Source organism: Paenibacillus sp. FSL P4-0184 (assembly GCF_038004625.1).
Taxonomy (GTDB): Bacteria; Bacillota; Bacilli; order Paenibacillales; family Paenibacillaceae; genus Paenibacillus_AQ.
On the sequence record NZ_JBBORN010000002.1, the window covers coordinates 75,915 to 94,322 of the forward strand.

Annotated in this window: 9 protein-coding genes and 1 pseudogene; 5 read left to right on the forward strand and 5 right to left on the reverse strand. The window is 43.5% G+C overall.

The window, feature by feature from the left end:
• Positions 1-200 precede the first annotated feature (200 nt).
• From MKY52_RS22090 to MKY52_RS22105, 4 genes and pseudogenes are all read left to right on the forward strand, one after another.
• Positions 201-722 carry a serine O-acetyltransferase gene (locus tag MKY52_RS22090; RefSeq protein WP_341053532.1) on the forward strand — a complete coding sequence of 174 codons (522 nt, stop codon included), beginning with the start codon at positions 201-203 and terminating at the stop codon, positions 720-722.
• Between the two features lie 110 nt (positions 723-832).
• A complete protein-coding gene (locus tag MKY52_RS22095; protein ID WP_076300818.1) occupies positions 833-2,665 on the forward strand; it encodes a UbiD family decarboxylase in 1,833 nt (610 codons plus the stop codon).
• Between the two features lie 433 nt (positions 2,666-3,098).
• Positions 3,099-9,272, forward strand: a pseudogene (locus MKY52_RS22100) (rhamnogalacturonan lyase family protein).
• 148 nt (positions 9,273-9,420) lie between these two features.
• The gene (locus tag MKY52_RS22105) at positions 9,421-9,885 is read left to right on the forward strand and encodes a DUF2269 family protein (protein ID WP_042186633.1); all 465 of its coding nucleotides are present in this window, start codon (positions 9,421-9,423) and stop codon (positions 9,883-9,885) included.
• Here MKY52_RS22105 and MKY52_RS22110 read toward each other — a convergent pair.
• The 5 genes from MKY52_RS22110 to MKY52_RS22130 all read right to left on the reverse strand — a co-directional run bounded on the left by MKY52_RS22110 (position 9,857) and on the right by MKY52_RS22130 (position 16,612).
• The gene (locus MKY52_RS22110; RefSeq protein ID WP_341053533.1) at positions 9,857-11,017 is read right to left on the reverse strand and encodes a glycosyltransferase family 4 protein; all 1,161 of its coding nucleotides are present in this window, start codon (positions 11,015-11,017) and stop codon (positions 9,857-9,859) included. The genes MKY52_RS22105 and MKY52_RS22110 overlap by 29 nt on opposite strands.
• Positions 11,018-11,161: 144 nt before the next feature.
• Positions 11,162-12,004, reverse strand: a complete 843-nt coding sequence (locus MKY52_RS22115; RefSeq protein ID WP_341053535.1) for a sugar phosphate isomerase/epimerase family protein — start codon at positions 12,002-12,004, stop codon at positions 11,162-11,164.
• A gap of 17 nt (positions 12,005-12,021) precedes the next feature.
• On the reverse strand, positions 12,022-13,122 hold the full coding sequence (locus MKY52_RS22120; protein ID WP_341053538.1) for a mandelate racemase/muconate lactonizing enzyme family protein: 1,101 nt from the start codon (positions 13,120-13,122) through the stop codon (positions 12,022-12,024).
• On the reverse strand, positions 13,109-13,825 hold the full coding sequence (locus MKY52_RS22125; protein WP_341053540.1) for a rhamnogalacturonan acetylesterase: 717 nt from the start codon (positions 13,823-13,825) through the stop codon (positions 13,109-13,111). The genes MKY52_RS22120 and MKY52_RS22125 overlap by 14 nt, the downstream gene beginning before the upstream one ends.
• Before the next feature lie 441 nt (positions 13,826-14,266).
• Entirely contained in the window at positions 14,267-16,612 is a 2,346-nt protein-coding gene (locus tag MKY52_RS22130; RefSeq protein WP_042186641.1) for a helix-turn-helix domain-containing protein, read from the reverse strand.
• A gap of 179 nt (positions 16,613-16,791) precedes the next feature.
• Between MKY52_RS22130 and MKY52_RS22135 the strand changes: the two genes are divergently transcribed.
• On the forward strand, positions 16,792-18,309 hold the full coding sequence (locus tag MKY52_RS22135; RefSeq protein WP_341053543.1) for an extracellular solute-binding protein: 1,518 nt from the start codon (positions 16,792-16,794) through the stop codon (positions 18,307-18,309).
• Positions 18,310-18,408: the final 99 nt, after the last annotated feature.

Here is an 18,408-nt window from a genome sequence, read left to right on the forward strand (position 1 = left end):
AGGCTTGTAATCGGTTGATGTTTATATAGGGAGAACTGTCCACTTCTTGATGAATCTCTGAATCTAACATACACTGGTGAAAGCACAATCACCCGAATGACTCTCCATCCTGCGATCCTCCCAGAATATTTTTCACCACACTAATGCTTTCATTTCACGAGAATATAGTTCATATCTTGCCCCTATAGGAGGATGATACAATGATGAAATCATTCAAAACGGACTGGAAGGCAAATCTAAAAAATCCACAAACGATTATGGCTTTGTTTACTTATCGTTTTGGAAATTGGGTGTATTATCGGGTGAAAAGTGGCCTGATCCGCAAACCTTTGTGGCTCCTATATCGAATAATGGATGTGCTTTTTGTTCGAATTGTTGCCAGTGGAGAGCTTCATGCAGAGGCACAAATTGGTGATGCACTTCATTTACCGCATGGGTTAAATGGCATTATCATTAGTCCTAAAGCGGTGATTGGTAACAACGCTACTATTTTTCACCAAGTGACCATTGGGGGGAGAAATAACTTAGGGGAACCCGTGATTGGTGATAGAGCATTTATCGGAGTAGGTTCTAAGATACTAGGCCCGGTTACGCTGGGGAACGATGTTAATATCGGAGCTATGTCTGTTGTGGTTAAGGATGTGCCGGATAATGCTTCAGCAGTAGGGATTCCTGCTAGAAATATTTTGCGAGATGAACCCAAACCTGAGAATACAAGATAACGGCGGGATGTTCTATTACATAGGGTATCGCTTTATTTTAATAAGTTACAGGGTATAATTAAAGCATCCAAGAAATCTTGTAATAACCTTCTAGAGATCGGAGTAATGAAATGAAATATAGCAATTTAGAAGAGTGTGTTAATGATTTAGAGAAACATGGACATTTGGTTCGTATTCGTGAAGAAGTGGACCCTTATCTGGAGATGGCCGCGATTCACTTGAAGGTTTATGAAGCTGGTGGCCCTGCATTATTATTTGAAAATGTAAAAGGCTCGAAATTTCGTGCCGTATCTAATCTTTTTGGAACGCTAGAGCGCAGTAAGTTTATTTTTCGGCGTACTTGGAACTCCACACATAACGTAATTGCACTTCGTAACGATCCTATGAAGGCACTTAAGAATCCTTTTAAATATGTAGGGACAGGACTATCCGCAAGAAAAGCATTGCCTATTAAAAAGCCGGGTGGTCTACCAAGTGGTTTTCAGGAAATCAGTATTTCTGATCTTCCGCTGATCACACATTGGCCGGAGGATGGTGGCGCTTTTGTCACATTGCCGCAAGTGTATTCCGAAGATCCAGACAAGCCTGGCATTATGAACTCCAATCTGGGGATGTACCGTGTTCAATTGAATGGTAATGATTATGAACTCAATAAAGAGGTTGGTATTCACTATCAAATTCACCGCGGTATCGGTGTGCATCAAGAAAGAGCTAATCGAAAAGGAGAACCGCTTAAAGTGAGCTGTTTTATCGGCGGACCTCCAGCGCATACGTTATCGGCTGTAATGCCTTTGCCAGAGGGTATGAGTGAGATGATCGTTGCCGGTTTACTTTCGGGACGTCATTTTAGCTATAGCTATGTAGATGGATATTGCATTAGTAATGATGCGGATTTTGTGATCACAGGGGAAATTCATCCTGGTGAGACGAAGCCGGAAGGACCTTTTGGCGATCATTTAGGTTATTACAGCTTGGTGCATCCTTTTCCAGTTATGAAAGTACATAAAGTGTACGCTAAAAAGAATGCAATCTTTCCATTTACGGTTGTCGGCAGACCCCCACAAGAGGATACCGCTTTTGGTGAGTTAATTCACGAGTTAACGGGTGGAGCTATCCGACAAGAAATCCCGGGTGTCAAAGAAGTTCATGCAGTAGATGCTGCAGGTGTTCATCCCCTTTTGTTTGCGATTGGCAGTGAACGGTATACACCTTATCAACAAGTGAAGCAGCCAGCGGAGATTCTTACGATCGCGAATCGGATATTAGGCACAGGTCAGCTTAGTTTAGCTAAATTCTTGTTTATTACAGCTGAAGAGAAACAACCTATCAGCACACATGATGTTGAGGATTTCTTGACGTATATTTTAGAGCGAATTAATCTTCGCAGAGATATTCATTTCTATACGAATACAACGATTGATACCCTTGATTATTCCGGTACAGGACTAAACAGCGGAAGTAAGGTGATTTTCGCTGCGGTTGGGGAGAAGAAAAGAGAGCTATGTACAGAGGTTCCTGACATACTTGAAGAACTACAGGGATTTGGACATGCAAAGATGGTGATGCCGGGTCTCGTGGCGCTTCAAGGCTCTAAATTCACTACTTACGCTGAAGCAGCGCAGGAAATGAACAAGCTTAGCGAAGCGATTCAAGAACAGGGAGCACTCCCATCTTGTCCGATGATTATTGTGTGTGATGATAGCGAGTTCTTAAGTGATAGAATTGAGAATTTCCTATGGGCGACGTTCACACGCAGCAATCCTTCTCATGATATATATGGCGTGAACAGTTCAACGGAGTATAAGCATTGGTCATGTGATAACGTGATTATTGATGCGCGTGTAAAACCTCATCAAGCGCCACCATTAATTCCGGATCCAGTGGTTCAAAAGCATATTGAACGATTATTTGCTCCAGGTGGGAGCTTAAACGGTAAGATCTAACCATAACTCAAAGACCTTCTTGGGAAACCAAGGAGGTCTTTTTGCTGTTTTTTGAAATGATTTTACTCAAATGAAATTAAAAATGTATAGGTGTATTCTGGGTTTTATGTCCCAGCTTGTCACAAAATCGTAGGATTTTATAACTAGAGGCGAGTGAATTGAACGGTTTAGTGTATGATAAACTCTGTTTTTTAAATGTTCATAGTGAAACTTAGGTGGTAGTATCGTGTTGGATATGAGTGCATCTGGAAATAATTATCCAGAAAAGTGTCTGAGCAAGGAGGAGGGGATACGCGCACGAATTGAACTTGTATTTGAAGAACGAATGACAATAAAGCTTATTGTAAGCGTTTACTACAAAAGGGCCAGATGCGTACTAAGTTCTTTCAATCATAAGAAAGCGGGTGAAGCACGGAAGATGAAGAGAAATAAAATGGGGAATAAAATACTTATTGTGTTATTGTCGTGGGTCTTCATTTGTTCATCTCTATTTCCCTCTACAACATTTGGAGTGCAACCAGCCAGTGCGGATTCAGGTCCAATAACTTTGCGATATGATTTTGGAACGGCAACAAGTCCTGAAATGAGTGGTTATACAGCCGTGTATGAATCAAAGTTGTATACGAAGGAGCTAGGATATGGTTTAGATCAGGCGGTTGCCTCAAGAAATCGCTCGGGCGGAGATGAACTGACTAATGATTTTGTACTGGGATTGTCCTACGCCTTTCTAGTGGATCTTCCTAATGGGGATTACGATGTGACTGTATTCTCAGGAGATTTATTGGCAGGTACAAGTACAACTAAAACTACGATTACCTTAGAAGGTGTTACGGCTGGTTCAATAAGCAGCAAGCAGGCTGTAAATCAAGCCACTTACCGCACGACTGTCCAAGACGGTCAACTAACCGTTGGCATCACGGGTACAGGGGTTGGCGGGTATTTAAATGGACTTATGATTCAGCAAATCGTGCCGGGTCCACTGCAGGCTCCTGAGGGCTTAGCGGTTACGAATCTCTCGCCCACTGCGGTCTCTCTCGGGTGGAGCAGCGTGACAGAAGCAGTCTATTACAATATATATCGGACAGAGCTTCCTAGCGGGACTATTCAATCGGTAGCTCAAGTTACTGCTAACAGCTACGTGGATTCAGACGTAAATGAAGGCAGTGGCTACATTTATAATGTGTCTGCTGTTAAAGGCAGCGGTGAGGAGTCTGCTTTGAGTGCACCTGTGACGGTAGATGAAATTCCGGGGGCAGAGGTTCCGGCAGCACCAACGGGCCTTTCGATTGTCAGCGTGGGTGCGAGTTCTGTTCAGCTAAGTTGGAACAACGTGGCGGGAGCTACCCGTTATACAATCTTAAGGTCTGATTCAGCAGATGGATCCTTCCAAGAGATTGGCCAGTCGGAGACAGCGACATTTACGGATGTAGCAGTGGATACCTCTAAACGGCAATATTATGGGGTAAAAGCTGCTAATGCCCAAGGAGAATCCCAGTTATCTAACAAAGTTGAAAGTATGGTATACACGCCACCTGTAACATTGCCAGAAGGAAATGTATATTCCTTTGATTTTGGCCCAGGTGCTGCGGCGGAAGGTTATCTTAAGGTCGATGCAGGGGTATCTTATTCCTCTGCGGTTAAATATGGATTTACGGATATATCAAAGGTAACTGGTGTAGACCGGGGAACCACTGATCCTTTGCGATCGGATTTGGTGGTCCCTAAGGATACTACCTTTAATGTAGATTTACCGAATGGTGACTATACTGTGTCACTTATCGCTGGAGATAGCGCCGGAGACACAGACATTGGCATCAAAGTAGAATCCATTCAAAAAGTTCAGAAGACAAGTAAAACAGCTGGTCAGTATTTGGAAATGAGCTTTGATATCGCTTTGGTGGATGGACAAATGAACTTGGTGTTCTCTGGCATGAAGCCTAATATCAATGCACTGGTGATTACTAAGCAGCCAGATCGTCCTGCTAATGAATTGCCTACAGTTTATATTGCGGGTGATTCAACTGTGCAGACTTACGATCCTTACTGGATACCACAGGCTGGCTGGGGACAAATGATTCCTGATTTCTTTAGTGAGGAAGTAACGTTTAAGAATCACGCTATCGGAGGCCGCAGCTCTAAGTCATTTATTGTAGAGGGGCGGCTGGATGAAGTACTCCGAAAGATACAGCCAGGTGATTATTTCCTTATCCAATTTGGCCACAATGACGCAACGATCAGTGTTCCTGATCGGTATGCCTCTCCAGCAGATTACAAAAATTATTTAAAAACGTATGTCGAGGGTGCCAGACAAAGAGGAGCGACTCCGATTCTGGTGACCCCGATGGGCCGCAGAGATTATAATGCTGCCACGGAAAAATTTAATGTGAGTTTCCCTGAATATGTGCAGGCGATGAAAGAGGTAGCCAATGAGCTGCATGTGGAATTGGTTGATCTTAGCGCGCTAAGTGTCGCTTATTACAATTCGATCGGTTTTGCAGCTACACGCTCTGTATTCCTTCACCTCGATGCAGGGATATATGGTGCTTTCCCGAATGGGTCGGCAGACGATACTCACTTTCAAGAGTACGGAGCGATTCAAATGGCTCGTCTGCTGGCCAAAGGAATAGAGCAATTAAATATTCCGCTCTCCAGCTTTGTACAGGACATTAAGCAGCCAGAAACAGTGCCTGCCAAGCCAAAAGGTCTTGTGGCGGGAAGTATCAGTAATGCAGGTGCAGTACTGAAATGGGATAAAGTAGAGGGTGCTGATATTTATAAAATCTATCGTAAGCTAGCGTCAGAAGCTGAAACTGCTTACGCATTGGCGGGAACTGCCACTGTTCCAACTTTAACATTAAGCGGAATGGCGGAAGGTAACAGCTACTCCGTTCGAGTGACTGCAGTAAATGGGTTAGGAGAGTCTGAGCCTTCAGATGAAGTTAAGCTGACTACGAAGTCCGCTCAATATCGTTATGATTTTGGACCTGTTGGCTCACCCGTTGCCGCCGGTTATACGGAAGTGAACCGTAATGTACTTTATACAACAGAACGTGGTTATGGCTTGTCCTCAAGTGAAGGTATGAGTGATCGAGATCGCGGTAGTGCGACTGATGCCCTTCGTAGAGATTTCGTGATCTATTTTGGAGGTTCGTATGAATTTAAAGTTGATTTACCGAATGGTTATTACTCCGTTAAGACCTATACCGGAGATTGGATTGGTTCTACCAAGACGAACGTAGCAATTGAAGGCAAAGATTATGGAACAGTCTCTTCAGGTAAGGAAAATATTGCTGAGAAGCTGTATAACCAGATCGCTGTCAAAGACGGTCAGATGAATCTTGTTTTTAGTGGCACAACGGCTCATCTCAATGGACTGGAAATCACACCTCTATTATTAGCCCCAACGAATCTAAAACTGGCTAGTCTGGACTTAAACAATGAGCCTATCACAGCTAATCTATCTTGGGATGGTATGGATGGTGCGTTGAAATACCGAGTGTATCGTCAGGCAACGGTTGCGAATAGTGCAGAGCTGCTGGGCGAGACAACAGAGCCGCTTTACACAGATACCACTGCGGATATCGGTATGGAATACATCTATACGGTAACTTCGGTGGACAGCACGGGACTGGAATCCGTAACATCTAATGCCTTAAAGGTGTCTATGATTGATCCAGCTGTAGCAAAAGCAGCCGTACCTAGTGGTCTATCAGTACAATCTACGAACAAAAATGATGTGACCTTTACGTGGAATGAGGTATCGGATGCAAGGATGTTCAACATTTATCGTGCGAAATCCGCGGATGGTGAGTTCATTCTAATCGGCAAATCATTTGAAGCTTCATACACAGACACGACCATTTTAAGTACAATTCCTTACTATTACAAAGTTGCCTCGGTAAATGCAGGCGGTATCTCTGATCTTTCCGCTTCGCTGGAAACCTCAGCGGTGACAACGCTATACCGGAAGATGGAGGCGCTGGATCGTGCACCTGTAGCGGTTAAGACAGATGCGGGTGTTTATATCAGCTGGCGGATGTTAGGTCTGGATCCAGAATCGATTGGATTCAATCTGTATCGTGGGGAAGAGAAGCTAAATGATTCGTTGATTACGCAAAGCACGAACTATCTTGACACTTCCGGTACAGCTGACGCCAAATATAGAATTACATCAGTAATCAATGGAGTCGAAAAAGCGGCTTCGGAAGAATTCAGCGTATGGCAGAAGCAATACCTATCTATCCCCTTGCAAAAACCAGCAGATGATTACACCAAAGACGGTCAGCCTTATACGTATAGTGCAGGGGATGCAAGTGTAGGGGATGTGGATGGTGATGGGGTCTACGAAATCATTATGTTATGGTCGCCTTCGAACAGCAAAGATAACTCCCAGGCAGGTTATACAGGACTAGTCTATATGGATGCTTATAAGCTAGATGGCACACGTTTATGGCGGATTAATTTAGGACCTAATATTCGTGCGGGCGCGCATTATTCACCATTCATGGTTTACGATTTGGACAGTGACGGGCGTGCTGAGATTATGCTGAAGACAGCAGATGGTACGGTTGATGGTCAAGGTACTGTGATCGGTGATACTAGTGCAGACTATCGCAACAGTTCGGGTTATGTGCTCCTCGGCAATGAGTATTTAACAGTGTTCGAAGGGGCAACAGGCCGGGCTGTGGATACGGTTAGTTATGATCCGCCGCGTGGTGACGTAGGTGCTTGGGGCGATGCCTATGGTAATCGGGTGGACCGCTTTTTAGCCGCCGTAGCTTACTTAGATGGTGAACAGCCAAGCGTGATTTTCAGTCGTGGATATTACACTAGAACTGTACTTGCAGCGTATAACTATCGCGGAGGTAAGCTAGAGAAGGTATGGCGATTTGATAGTAATGAAGAAGGGTATGGCGATTACGCAGGGCAAGGAAACCATAACCTTTCAGTAGGAGATGTAGATGGTGACGGCAAGGACGAAATAACCTTCGGCGCGATGGCGATCGATGATGATGGATTGCCACTGTATAATACAAAGCTTGGTCATGGGGATGCGATCCATTTCGGAGATCTTGATCCTACCAGACCGGGGTTGGAGGTCTTTGATGTACATGAGCATACCGATTCCAAGTATGGTATTGAAATGCGTGATGCAGCTACAGGGGAAACCATATGGGGTGTGTTCACAGGAATTGATACTGGACGCGGAATGTCAGCAGATATTGACCCGCGTTATGCTGGGGAAGAGGTATGGGCTGCAACGATCACCAATGAAGTGTAGATCCCTGTTACAGGCGTATACAGTGCACAGGGAGAGCTAGTCACGAATAAGCTGCCTTCCTCAACGAATTTCGGCATTTGGTGGGATGGCGATCTTTTGCGGGAATTGCTGGATTCTAATCGAGTGGATAAGTGGGATTACACTAACCAGACAACAGCTAATTTGTTAACGGCAACTGGGGCCTCTTCTAATAATGGCACCAAGGCGAATCCAAGCTTGCAGGCGGATCTGTTCGGGGATTGGCGTGAAGAAGTGATCTGGCGAGCAACGGACAGTTCTGAATTACGAATCTATACAACAACGGATATGACAGATTATCGTATCCGCACTTTGATGCATGACCCGATCTACCGACTGGGAGTGGCTTGGCAGAACGTGGGTTATAATCAACCTCCGCATCCTGGATTTTTTCTTGGCGAAGGCATGGAACAACCAGCGGCGCCAAAAATTCAATATGTAGGTTCACCGGGGGAAACAGAAGATACTACACCACCTGCAATCACGGGTTTACCTTCTACTCAAATGAGTGAATCGGATGTTTTGAAAGTACAGGTCGTAGCAGAAGATCCTGAATCGGGTGTTCGTAGTCTGGATATCACCTTTGATGGAAAAGAAGTTGTCTATGGAGATGAGATTCCACTAACAGGACTTACGGGATCACATACGTTCATCGCAACAGCTGTGAATAACGCTGGACTCTCGACGACAGAACAAGTAATTATAGTCGTAAACGGGCCTCAGAAGGCTACAGGAATTCCGGGGCAACCGGTTCTATCCAATAACAATGGGCAGGATACAGGACTCTTGGATGGTGATTACCAAATCACAATGAACATGTGGTGGGGCAATAATGGTACGATCTACAAGCTATATGAGAACGGTACCTTAATAGACACGCAAACCTTACGTGACGACTCCCCAACCGCACAGACCGCAGTGACTAGTGTTACTGGAAAAGAAAACGGTACCTACACCTATACTGCTGAGCTGACCAATTCTTTTGGCACAACGGTGTCTGCTGCTCATGTGGTTATCGTGAAGGATGCTACACCAGGTAAGCCAGTGTTATCTAATGACAACTGGGATGGTGATGGAGAGTATAAAGTGACCATGAATCTATGGTGGGGGATGAACGGCAAAGTGTATCGCTTGTATGAGAATGGAGTGCTGATCGATACACAGACTTTAACAGCAAATACTCCGAATGCCCAAACGGCTTCTACTTCGATCACGAATCGATCTCCGGGTGTTTATGAATACCGTGTAGAACTGATGAATGATCAAGGCGTTAGTGAAAGTACAGTTATGAAAGTCTCGGTAAAATAATTAAGCAATAGTTAAAAAAGCGCCTACGTCGGTAATATCCGGCTAGGCGCTTTTTGAGATTATCTAAGATTTAAAGGATTCTGCAAGACTATTTCCACTATCATCGTCATATGAATCTAAACAACGAATGATAGGGAGGATTGTAATCATGGAATTGACGGATATTATCTCTAAGATTGTGGTAGTCATACATGTTATAGCGGCCATAGTGGGAATTGGACCAGCTTTTGTGCTGCCAATACTGACAAGCTCTGCCAAGACAGGCAGCCAGCTTCGTTTTGTATTTGGCATGATGAAGACAATCAACAGATTCCCTAAAACGGGTGGAATTACCCTGATCGTTACAGGCATTTTGTTAATGATCATTGATAAAATGGGCTTGTCGGTGTTGTGGATCAATCTTTCGTTATTATTTTTTATCGTGATAGAAGTCATTATTATTGGATTTGTTGAGCCTCGATTGAAAAAGCTGACCCAGCTCGTGATGGCGAGTGAAGGCGACGAAATCCCTGTAGGCTACAACGCCGCTATGAACAAGATCGCTCCGTTAGAAGCAGCTGTACATGTGCTCACTATCGTCATTATTATATTAATGGTAGTAAAGCCGGTATAAGATCGAAGCGTCTATTCTCAATGATCTCTTCATAATCGCGAATGAGTCCATCAAAAATGCTCTCCCACGAGCGGCCGAGCGCCAGCTGTCGCCCCTCATAACCCATAGCAGTCAGCTTTTGGGGTTGCTCTATACATGCACAAATCTCACGAATAAAAGCATCCGGGGAACGAGGTGGGGCGATTATTCCGGTGCGACCGGGTGTAACCAGATCCTTCACCCCGCCTTCATTTACGGCGAGGACAGGCAGTCCAGAGGCCATGGCTTCAAGGACAACATTACCGAAGGTTTCCGTACTGGAAGGGAAGACGAATAGATCAGCTGAGGCATACAATTGGGCAAGCTCTTCACCGTGTTTGTAGCCCGTAAACGTGACATTTTGCGGCGCCTGCGCCCGCATCTCTGATAATAAGGGACCGTCTCCAACAACTAACCAATGTACCTGAGCTTGCATAGACTCGGGCAATTGCTGCATGGCGAGAGCAAGGGTGTTGATATCTTTTTCAGGAGCAATCCTTCCCACATACAGAAGTAATATCGGTGCGGTAATTCCGTAACGATCACGGACCTGATGGCTGCGTTTTTTCGGAGTGTAGAGATTGCAGTCGATGCCTCTAGACCAAAGCTTCAAACGTTGAAAACCTTGAGCTTGTAGGGAATCGAGTGTTTCATTGGAGGGAGCGAAGGTAGCATCGCAGGACCGATGAAACCACTTCATGTACTTCCAATAAAGAGGAACAATTTTTTTCATCCGATAATATTCAAGATAGCGATCAAAATGGGTATGGTAGGAGGCGACATGAGGCAGGCCAAGCTTTCGCGCATAGCGAAGGCCGCATAGACCAATATTGAATGGAGTAGCCAAATGAAGCAGATCGGGTCGAAAAGCTTTTAGCTCTGACTGGATGGAGGACATATTCGGCAGCGCGAGTCTACATTCCGGGTATAAGAAAAAGGGGATACTGGTAATGGGACGTATGGGATCGGCATAACTGTCTTCAGGAGCAGATTTCGGCGAAAATAGCAGATGCTCGATACCTCGCCGGTTCAAATGAGTGGTTAAGCGCTGAAGCGTAAGTGAGACACCATTCGTTTGCGGAAGAAATGTGTCTGTAAATAAAGCAAGACGCATAGAACCCCTCCCAGGTACTCTTGATGTCTTGATCATAACAGCCCATTATTTCATGGAGGTCAAACGGATGTTAAACAGAATATAAAAATCCACTGCACAAGGTAATGAGGTGTACAGTGGATTTTTTTGTATGTGATCTTATATTTACACTTCTTCATATATCTGCTGTAAAAAAGCGATGCTTTCTCTTAGATGCGATTCAGGAGTACTCTCTAAAATACCCTGAATATGAGGACGTTCATATTTCATATAACGAAGGATCGGCTCAAACTCTAGCCACCCTTGACCTACAGGGACTATTTTTATGGCTCCATCTTGGACGATAAAATCTTTTAAATGAATGATGGCAATTCGATTTCCTAGAAGCTTCAAAGCTTCCATAATAATAGCTTCCTGATGCAAGTAATTTGTAGGTGACATTAGATTTGCGCAATCCAATATGATCTGAAGATTATTAGAAGGAATCTCATCCAACAGTCGGCGAGTTAAGGAAGCGGAATACAGCGGATGATGAAGTCCTGCTTCAATACCTACCGTCACACCAAAACGTTCGGCCTCTGCGACCATTAGCTTTACCGAAGTAACGACCTGTTGAAAAGCTTCTTCTGTAAAATTATCTGTGGTATACCCAAGTCCCATACTTCCGGTTTCCGTACCTACTAGACTGGCACCGAAATCTCTGGCCAAGCGAAGATGGGTATTGAACTCGGCTAACGCTTGTGCCCGTTTGTATGGATTGGTGTCTACAATATTAACGTAACAGCCAAGCACCGCAATCTGAATACCAGCCTGTCTAAAGGCATTTCCGTAATAACTAGCTGTTCCAGGGCTTATAGCAGTCAGACTCGGAGTGCTGTCAGGAAAAGATTTCTTAAGTGCAAACTGAATATGAGCGAAATTATAAAACTGAAGCTTCTCAATTAAATCCTTCAAGGGAACTTGTGTGAAATCATGTGCTCGAATACCTAGGTGCAGGGGAATACTCATATGATAGATCGCTCCTATTAGTATTGTTGTTTGTGAGGTGCTAATTTATCCCAGTCAAAGGTAACACCAGTGCCTGTTACTTCAGGCGCAACTGCCATCCCATTGTCTTTGTTAATCACTAGCGGGCGAGTGGTGTATTGATCGATAGGGAAGCTATGCATTTCGAGATAACCTGCATTTGGCATAGCTGCTAATAAACTAACGTGTAATTCCTGCATCCCATGTGTGGAAACGGAAAGGTTATAGGCTTGTGTTAAGTGAGCCACCTTTAACCAGCCCGTAATTCCGCCTATATTGGAAGCATCCGGTTGAGGAAAATCAACATGACCATATTGCAGCATGTGATGGAATTCGGTTAATGTTCGCAAGTTCTCTCCGCCTGCAACGGCCATTCCTGTTTCTTCAGCAATCCGTGCATAGCCGACATAATCTTCCGGAATTGTTGGTTCTTCTAAGAAGAGAATGTCGTATTTCAAAAATTCGCGTGCGGCTTTTATCGCTTTTTCCACACTCCAGCTCATATTGGCATCGACCATAAAGGCTACATCTGGGCCGACCAATTGGCGTACCGCAGCCACTCGTTCCACATCTTCAGCTAATGTTTTTTGGCCTAGTTTAATTTTGACAGCCTGCAGGCCCATATCTAAGTATTTTTGATTGTTGAGGAGGAGCTTTTCTAATGGGAAATTCAAATCAATCGCTCCGCCATAACATTTGACCTCATTGCTTGCGCCACCCAGAAGTTTGTAAAGCGGTTCATCTGCTTTCTTCGCACGTAAATCCCATAAAGCGATGTCACATGCTGCAATGGCGAAGCTAGCCAGACCCCCGCGAGCAACATAATGTATTCCCCAGTTCATCTGCTCCCAGATACTTTCCACACAGCTAGCATCCTTACCGATTAAGATCTGAGTTAATTCATTCGCAATTAGTGAGCAGATCGCTTTGCCGCCAAATCCGCCAGTATAGGTATAACCTACCCCTTCACGACCGTCATCGGTTTTAATTTTGACAATGGGAACTTCAAAGTGAGTGTGCAGTCCGTGTTTAGCGTCCTCCATGATTTCCGGCAAAGGGATACGATAGTATTCTGTAATAACTTCATTAATTAGAGACATCTGTGATCACTCCTTGTAGTAGTTGTTGTAAGTCTGTTAATGGTAAGGCAGTAGATTGTTCAATAGCCTGAACCACAAGTCTGGCGATGTGCTGAGCACCTTGAACAGAGAAATGAGTATCATCCATAACTCCATTTGGGTAATTCGGATGTGCTTTTTCAGGCAAATGCATGAATAACTTTTTGGATTCTTCAACACCTAACGAACGATAGAGCACTTGCGAAGCTGCGAAAATATCAAGCAGCGGTGTGTGCGTTTCTTCAGCTACCTGCTTCATAGCCTCGGGATAAGCGCCTACAGCAAGCGGGTCAAGCTCTCCATCGGAGTTGAAGCGGCGGCGACTTACAGAGGTTAGTAGAACCGGAGTCCCGCCTAACTGCCGAGCAGCTTCAATATATTGAATTAGGTTGCGGCGATATTCAGTGTCGGGATCAGTGTAACGCAAAGGATCTTCTTTTTTCTCATCGTTATGTCCAAATTGAATGAAGAGGTAGTCACCGGCCTTGAAGTCTTTAAGGATGTCCTCCAGACGGCCGTCAGTTATAAAAGATTTGGTACTGCGACCATTAATGGCGCGATTCTCGATTCGAACAGAAATCCCAAAATAACCGTGCAGGTATTCTCCCCAGCCAGTCATAGGTTTTTCTCCAGCGCCTTTGATAGCCGCAGTGGAATCTCCCGCGATAAATAATGTGGGTGTCATAGGATCTTCTCCTTGAATGTAGTGGTGTTTACTTAGCCATTTCTCAGAAAGGGAAAGCCATTGCTGGCAATGAGGATGTTCTTTAGCAAGCCCTAAACCATGCCCTAAACCATGCCGTCCTTATTCTCCACAGGAACGGTGGCATCATTTGCAGTAGTCCATATAAAAGTTGGAGGTGGTAGAGAAGTCATCTGTGATTCTGAGGAGTAGGCGTGAAGCTCAGCTTGTGTTGGGCGGTCTCCCAGGCGTTGCAAGGGGATAAAGGGTGAGTTGTGAGGTTTCCAGAGAGAGCTCGGTTTGTTCTGTATGGTTGGAATGTACACGGAAGCTCAACATTGTGTTCCAATTCCTCCTTAAAAGGTTATATGCACACGTTAACATATTTCGAAAAAAAAGAGAGACTCTTTTTTTTGATTCCACCTGAACAATAGTTCTCTCTTTTTACATTGATTCGTCAAAGGTGGATTTAAGTTTTGTGCCAGCGTTGTGATCCCGGTATTGTCCGGGTGTCATGCCTTCCTGCTTACGGAAAGAGCGAATGAAGTTCTGAGAGTTGTTATATCTTAATTTGGCTGCAATATCTTTAATGGGCATGTCAGTTTCCTTCAGCCATTTTTTCGCCATTTTAAATCGGTACATCGTTAAATATTCGCTGAAATAGTACTGGGTCTCCTTACGGAAGACGCTGCTGATATAGTTGGCATTATAATGCAGACGTGAAGCACATTCTTCTAAAGTAAGATCTGTATCGTAATCATGTTGTATTAAATCGATGATCTTCTCTGAGATGTTGTGGTATTGAGCATTTTGTCTGCTGTTAAAAATCTTGATCATCGGATAAATGACCATGCTCCAGAACCAATCTTCAATCTCCGTTACAGTATGGAGGTCATGCAGCTCCTCAAATATGGAACCATTAGCATGATAAATTTGATTTAAGCTAATACCGGATTCCTGCATCATAATGAGTAAATTATTGAGTAAGCGCGTCAACGGGATCTGGTATTCCTGTGGTGAAAGCTCATGAGCAAAGATAGATTTGAAGAGCAAATGAATGAGTTCTTTTGCTTTATCTGTTTCAGCTAATTTGATAGCGTCCAGTAAGTCATTTTCTTTATGAGTAGGGTAGTTCAAATTCAGATAGTGCTTGCCAGAGTTAATATTTTCATACTGGATAATGACACCTTTACCAAGTTTGATCCGATGCTTCAGTGCTTCGAGTCCCTCTCTGTAAGCCGTGGATAATTTATCGAAGGTGTTGAAGGGAAGGCTCAGACCAATGCTCACCTGAAGCTTTAGGTAGTTGTTTATTTCCTGCTGCAGCTTCTCCGTTAATGAATATAATGTCTTGTGAAAAGACTCGGTATCACTGTCTGGACTCCCCAATAAGACGACTACTGCATGATCCATAATTACTGGTGCCAGTCGTTGTTCAGGGCAGACTAACTCTTCGATTATATTGTGGGCAGCGAATAATAAGAGATTAAGATCTTTTTTCTCATAGCTGGAATCATCGGCAAAATCAATCGACAACGTAATCACAGCCATCGTCTTCCATTCTTCGAGCTGCTTATGGTAGCCGAATTGTTCCAGCTCTTCATGCAGATCGCGCTTCTTAACGTTGCCATGGAAAGCATTGATTAGGAAGAAGGTACGCACCTGTTGGATATGCTGACGGACTTCTTTTTCCAGCTGTGATTTGGATTGGAATAAAGAATGAACTTGTTCTCCAATAATCTGAAATTCATTCGTGTGTCTGGATTTAATGTCCGGTTTGCGTTGGCCCATTTGATTGAGTAGTCTTTCAATGGGAGTGTACATCCGTCTTGAACCGATCCATGCCAAGAGAATAGACAATAGAAGCATAAAGCTACACACGAATATCGTAAACAGGCTAATTTTTTTGGATTCTTTCGTTAAACTTTCCATGGATGTGACCGAAAGATAGACCCAGCCATTCATCTGAGAGCGCATGTAAGTGACGGAGTAATCCTTCTTGTGGATCCTGGTCTTAAACTGACCTGAAAGTTTAGATGGATTAGTAATGAATGAATCTTCTGTAAATCCGCCTTCTTTCATTGGTTTCCCGATCAAGTTGCGGTCCGGATGGAGCAGGAATCGACCTGTCTTATCCAGAACGATAATATCATCGAGTGGCTGTACATCCGAGTTAATGAAATCCTGAAGACTGCAGACAGGAATATTAGCTAAGGCAAGCCCATATTTTTGCAGCTTATTGGTTGGGAGTTTCTTGATAAGACTAATGCTGTAGTTACAGCCTGTGACGTTAATGCTTTCCTCACTGTAAAATATGGAGGACGGGTTCAGGATCCACGAGGTATCTTCGGCAATATTCATCAGGTTGGTGAGCTGCGCATGGTCCTTGTACTCATTTAAGCGATAAACGCCAGAATTTTTGATCATCCAATTTTGCTGCTGATTTAATAAGATGACATCTTCCAGCTTCGTATCGAAGGACTGCATATTGCGAATTTCGTTTCTTAAATCATTGTATAAAATGAAATCGGTTTCATTTAAAGGGTTGTTTAGTGCTTTTTTTAATACACTAGAATTGATCACTTGGTTTAATGTTTGATTGACAGTTGTTAACTTATGTTCTACATTTGAGGTGATTTGTAAGATTAATTCCATTTTGCTGTTGTTAACGTTTTTTTGAATTTCTTTTGAAGATGTGAAATATGAAAAAGAACCGATGAACAACACAGGCAGCGTGCTAATTACAAAGGCAAACATCGTTAGCTTACTTAGAAAGCTTAATGGTCTCACGGGACTCAGCACCTTTACTTATGTAGAAGTAGACACTTGATCTAAGTGTATGTAACTTGGTATGAAATAACAATAATCATCTCGTTCTGTGATAATCATTAGCTCTAATTATGCTTATAAATTGTAAAATTTTCAAGATATAGAGTGATAATCCTTACAATACCTAGGAGGCCACAGAAATGTCTAAAGTATCTATGGGTAAAAGGGCAACGCTGTATTTCTGCTTATTTACCATGCTCGTCTTCTCTTTTTTAAGCGCTTGCAACGATAAGGAATCTGCCGAAGCCGGCCCAGTAGTATCTCCCACGAGCATCTCAATTTTGGCACCCCTTCATTTTCCACAACAGCCTTCGAAAGAGATTATGGCAGAGATCGAAAGACTGACAGGTGTGAAGCTCGATATAAGGTGGGTTCCAGAGGGGGTCTACACGGATAAGATGAACACGGCGCTTACGACCAATTCCCTGGGAAAGGTCACATTTGTAAAATTCTCAGATTACAATCTGGTGAAAAATGCTATTCGTTCGGATGCCTTTTGGGAGATCGGCCCCTATCTTCAGGAGTTCTCCAATCTTAAACAACTGAACCCTGCTATTCTTAAGCAGACTTCTGTAGATAGTAAGATCTATGGCCTATATACGGAACGCCCCTCTTCCAGACAGGGGGTCATTATTCGTAAGGATTGGCTCGACAATCTCCATTTAAATAATCCACAAACACTGGATGAACTGTATGAGGTTATGAGGGAATTTACATACAACGATCCAGATCAGAATGGAAAACAGGATACCTTCGGATTAGTCGATCGAAATGATCTTGTGTATGGGGTATTCAAGACATTAAGTTCGTATTTTGGCACCCCGAATAATTGGAAACTAGAGAATCATCAATTCGTTCCTGAATTTGTGACCGCTGAGTATATGAACACCATGAATTTCATGAAGAAATTATATGATGAGAAAATTATTAATCAGGATTTCGCCTTAACGAGCAAAGAAGTACAACGTGATAAGTTCATTAATGGTATTGCTGGTGTATTTATTGGCAGTATGACAGATGTAAAGCGGTTGTCTATTGAAGCTCAGAATTTGAATCCAAAGGCAGAACTTACGTTAATCAATCGGATCGAAGGGCCAGTAGGATATAAGGTGTGGTCGATACCCAATTATAATGGACTCTATCTCTTCTCCAAAAAAGCCATTGCTACGGAGGATGAACTCCGCGAGGTACTCGAATTCTTTGATCGAACCATGGATAAAGATGTAGCGAATATAATGATGTATGGGTTTGAAGGGCGCCATTATAAGCTTGAGGGAGGGAAAATCATTCTTCCCGAGGAAACCTCAGAACTGCGGGTGCAAGAAGTAAATCCGTTATATTCTTTGATGATTGCAGATATTAGTAATAAGAACATTATGGAAGTGGCTCAGAAGGAGCAATTGACCTCACTTGCGGATCAGCTAAGTAAAGATAATGAATCTTTTCTGGTCGACGATCCGACCGTGTCTTTAAGCTCATCCACCTATGATGAGAAAAATGTGGAATTGTCTACAATCATTGTGGATGCTACGTACAATTACATACTAGGCAATATAACCGCTGAGGGATTCCAGAAGGAAGTTGAGAAATGGAGAGCTAGCGGAGGAGATCAGATTATTAAGGAATATGGTGAGGCTGAGCTTGGGATAGAGAAGTAAATAGGTTAGTTTGATCCACTGCGGATGACGCGGTGGATTTTTTTGTGTTATCACCATAATCATTTACTCAGATCCCTTTAAGAACGGGCCTTTATGGGG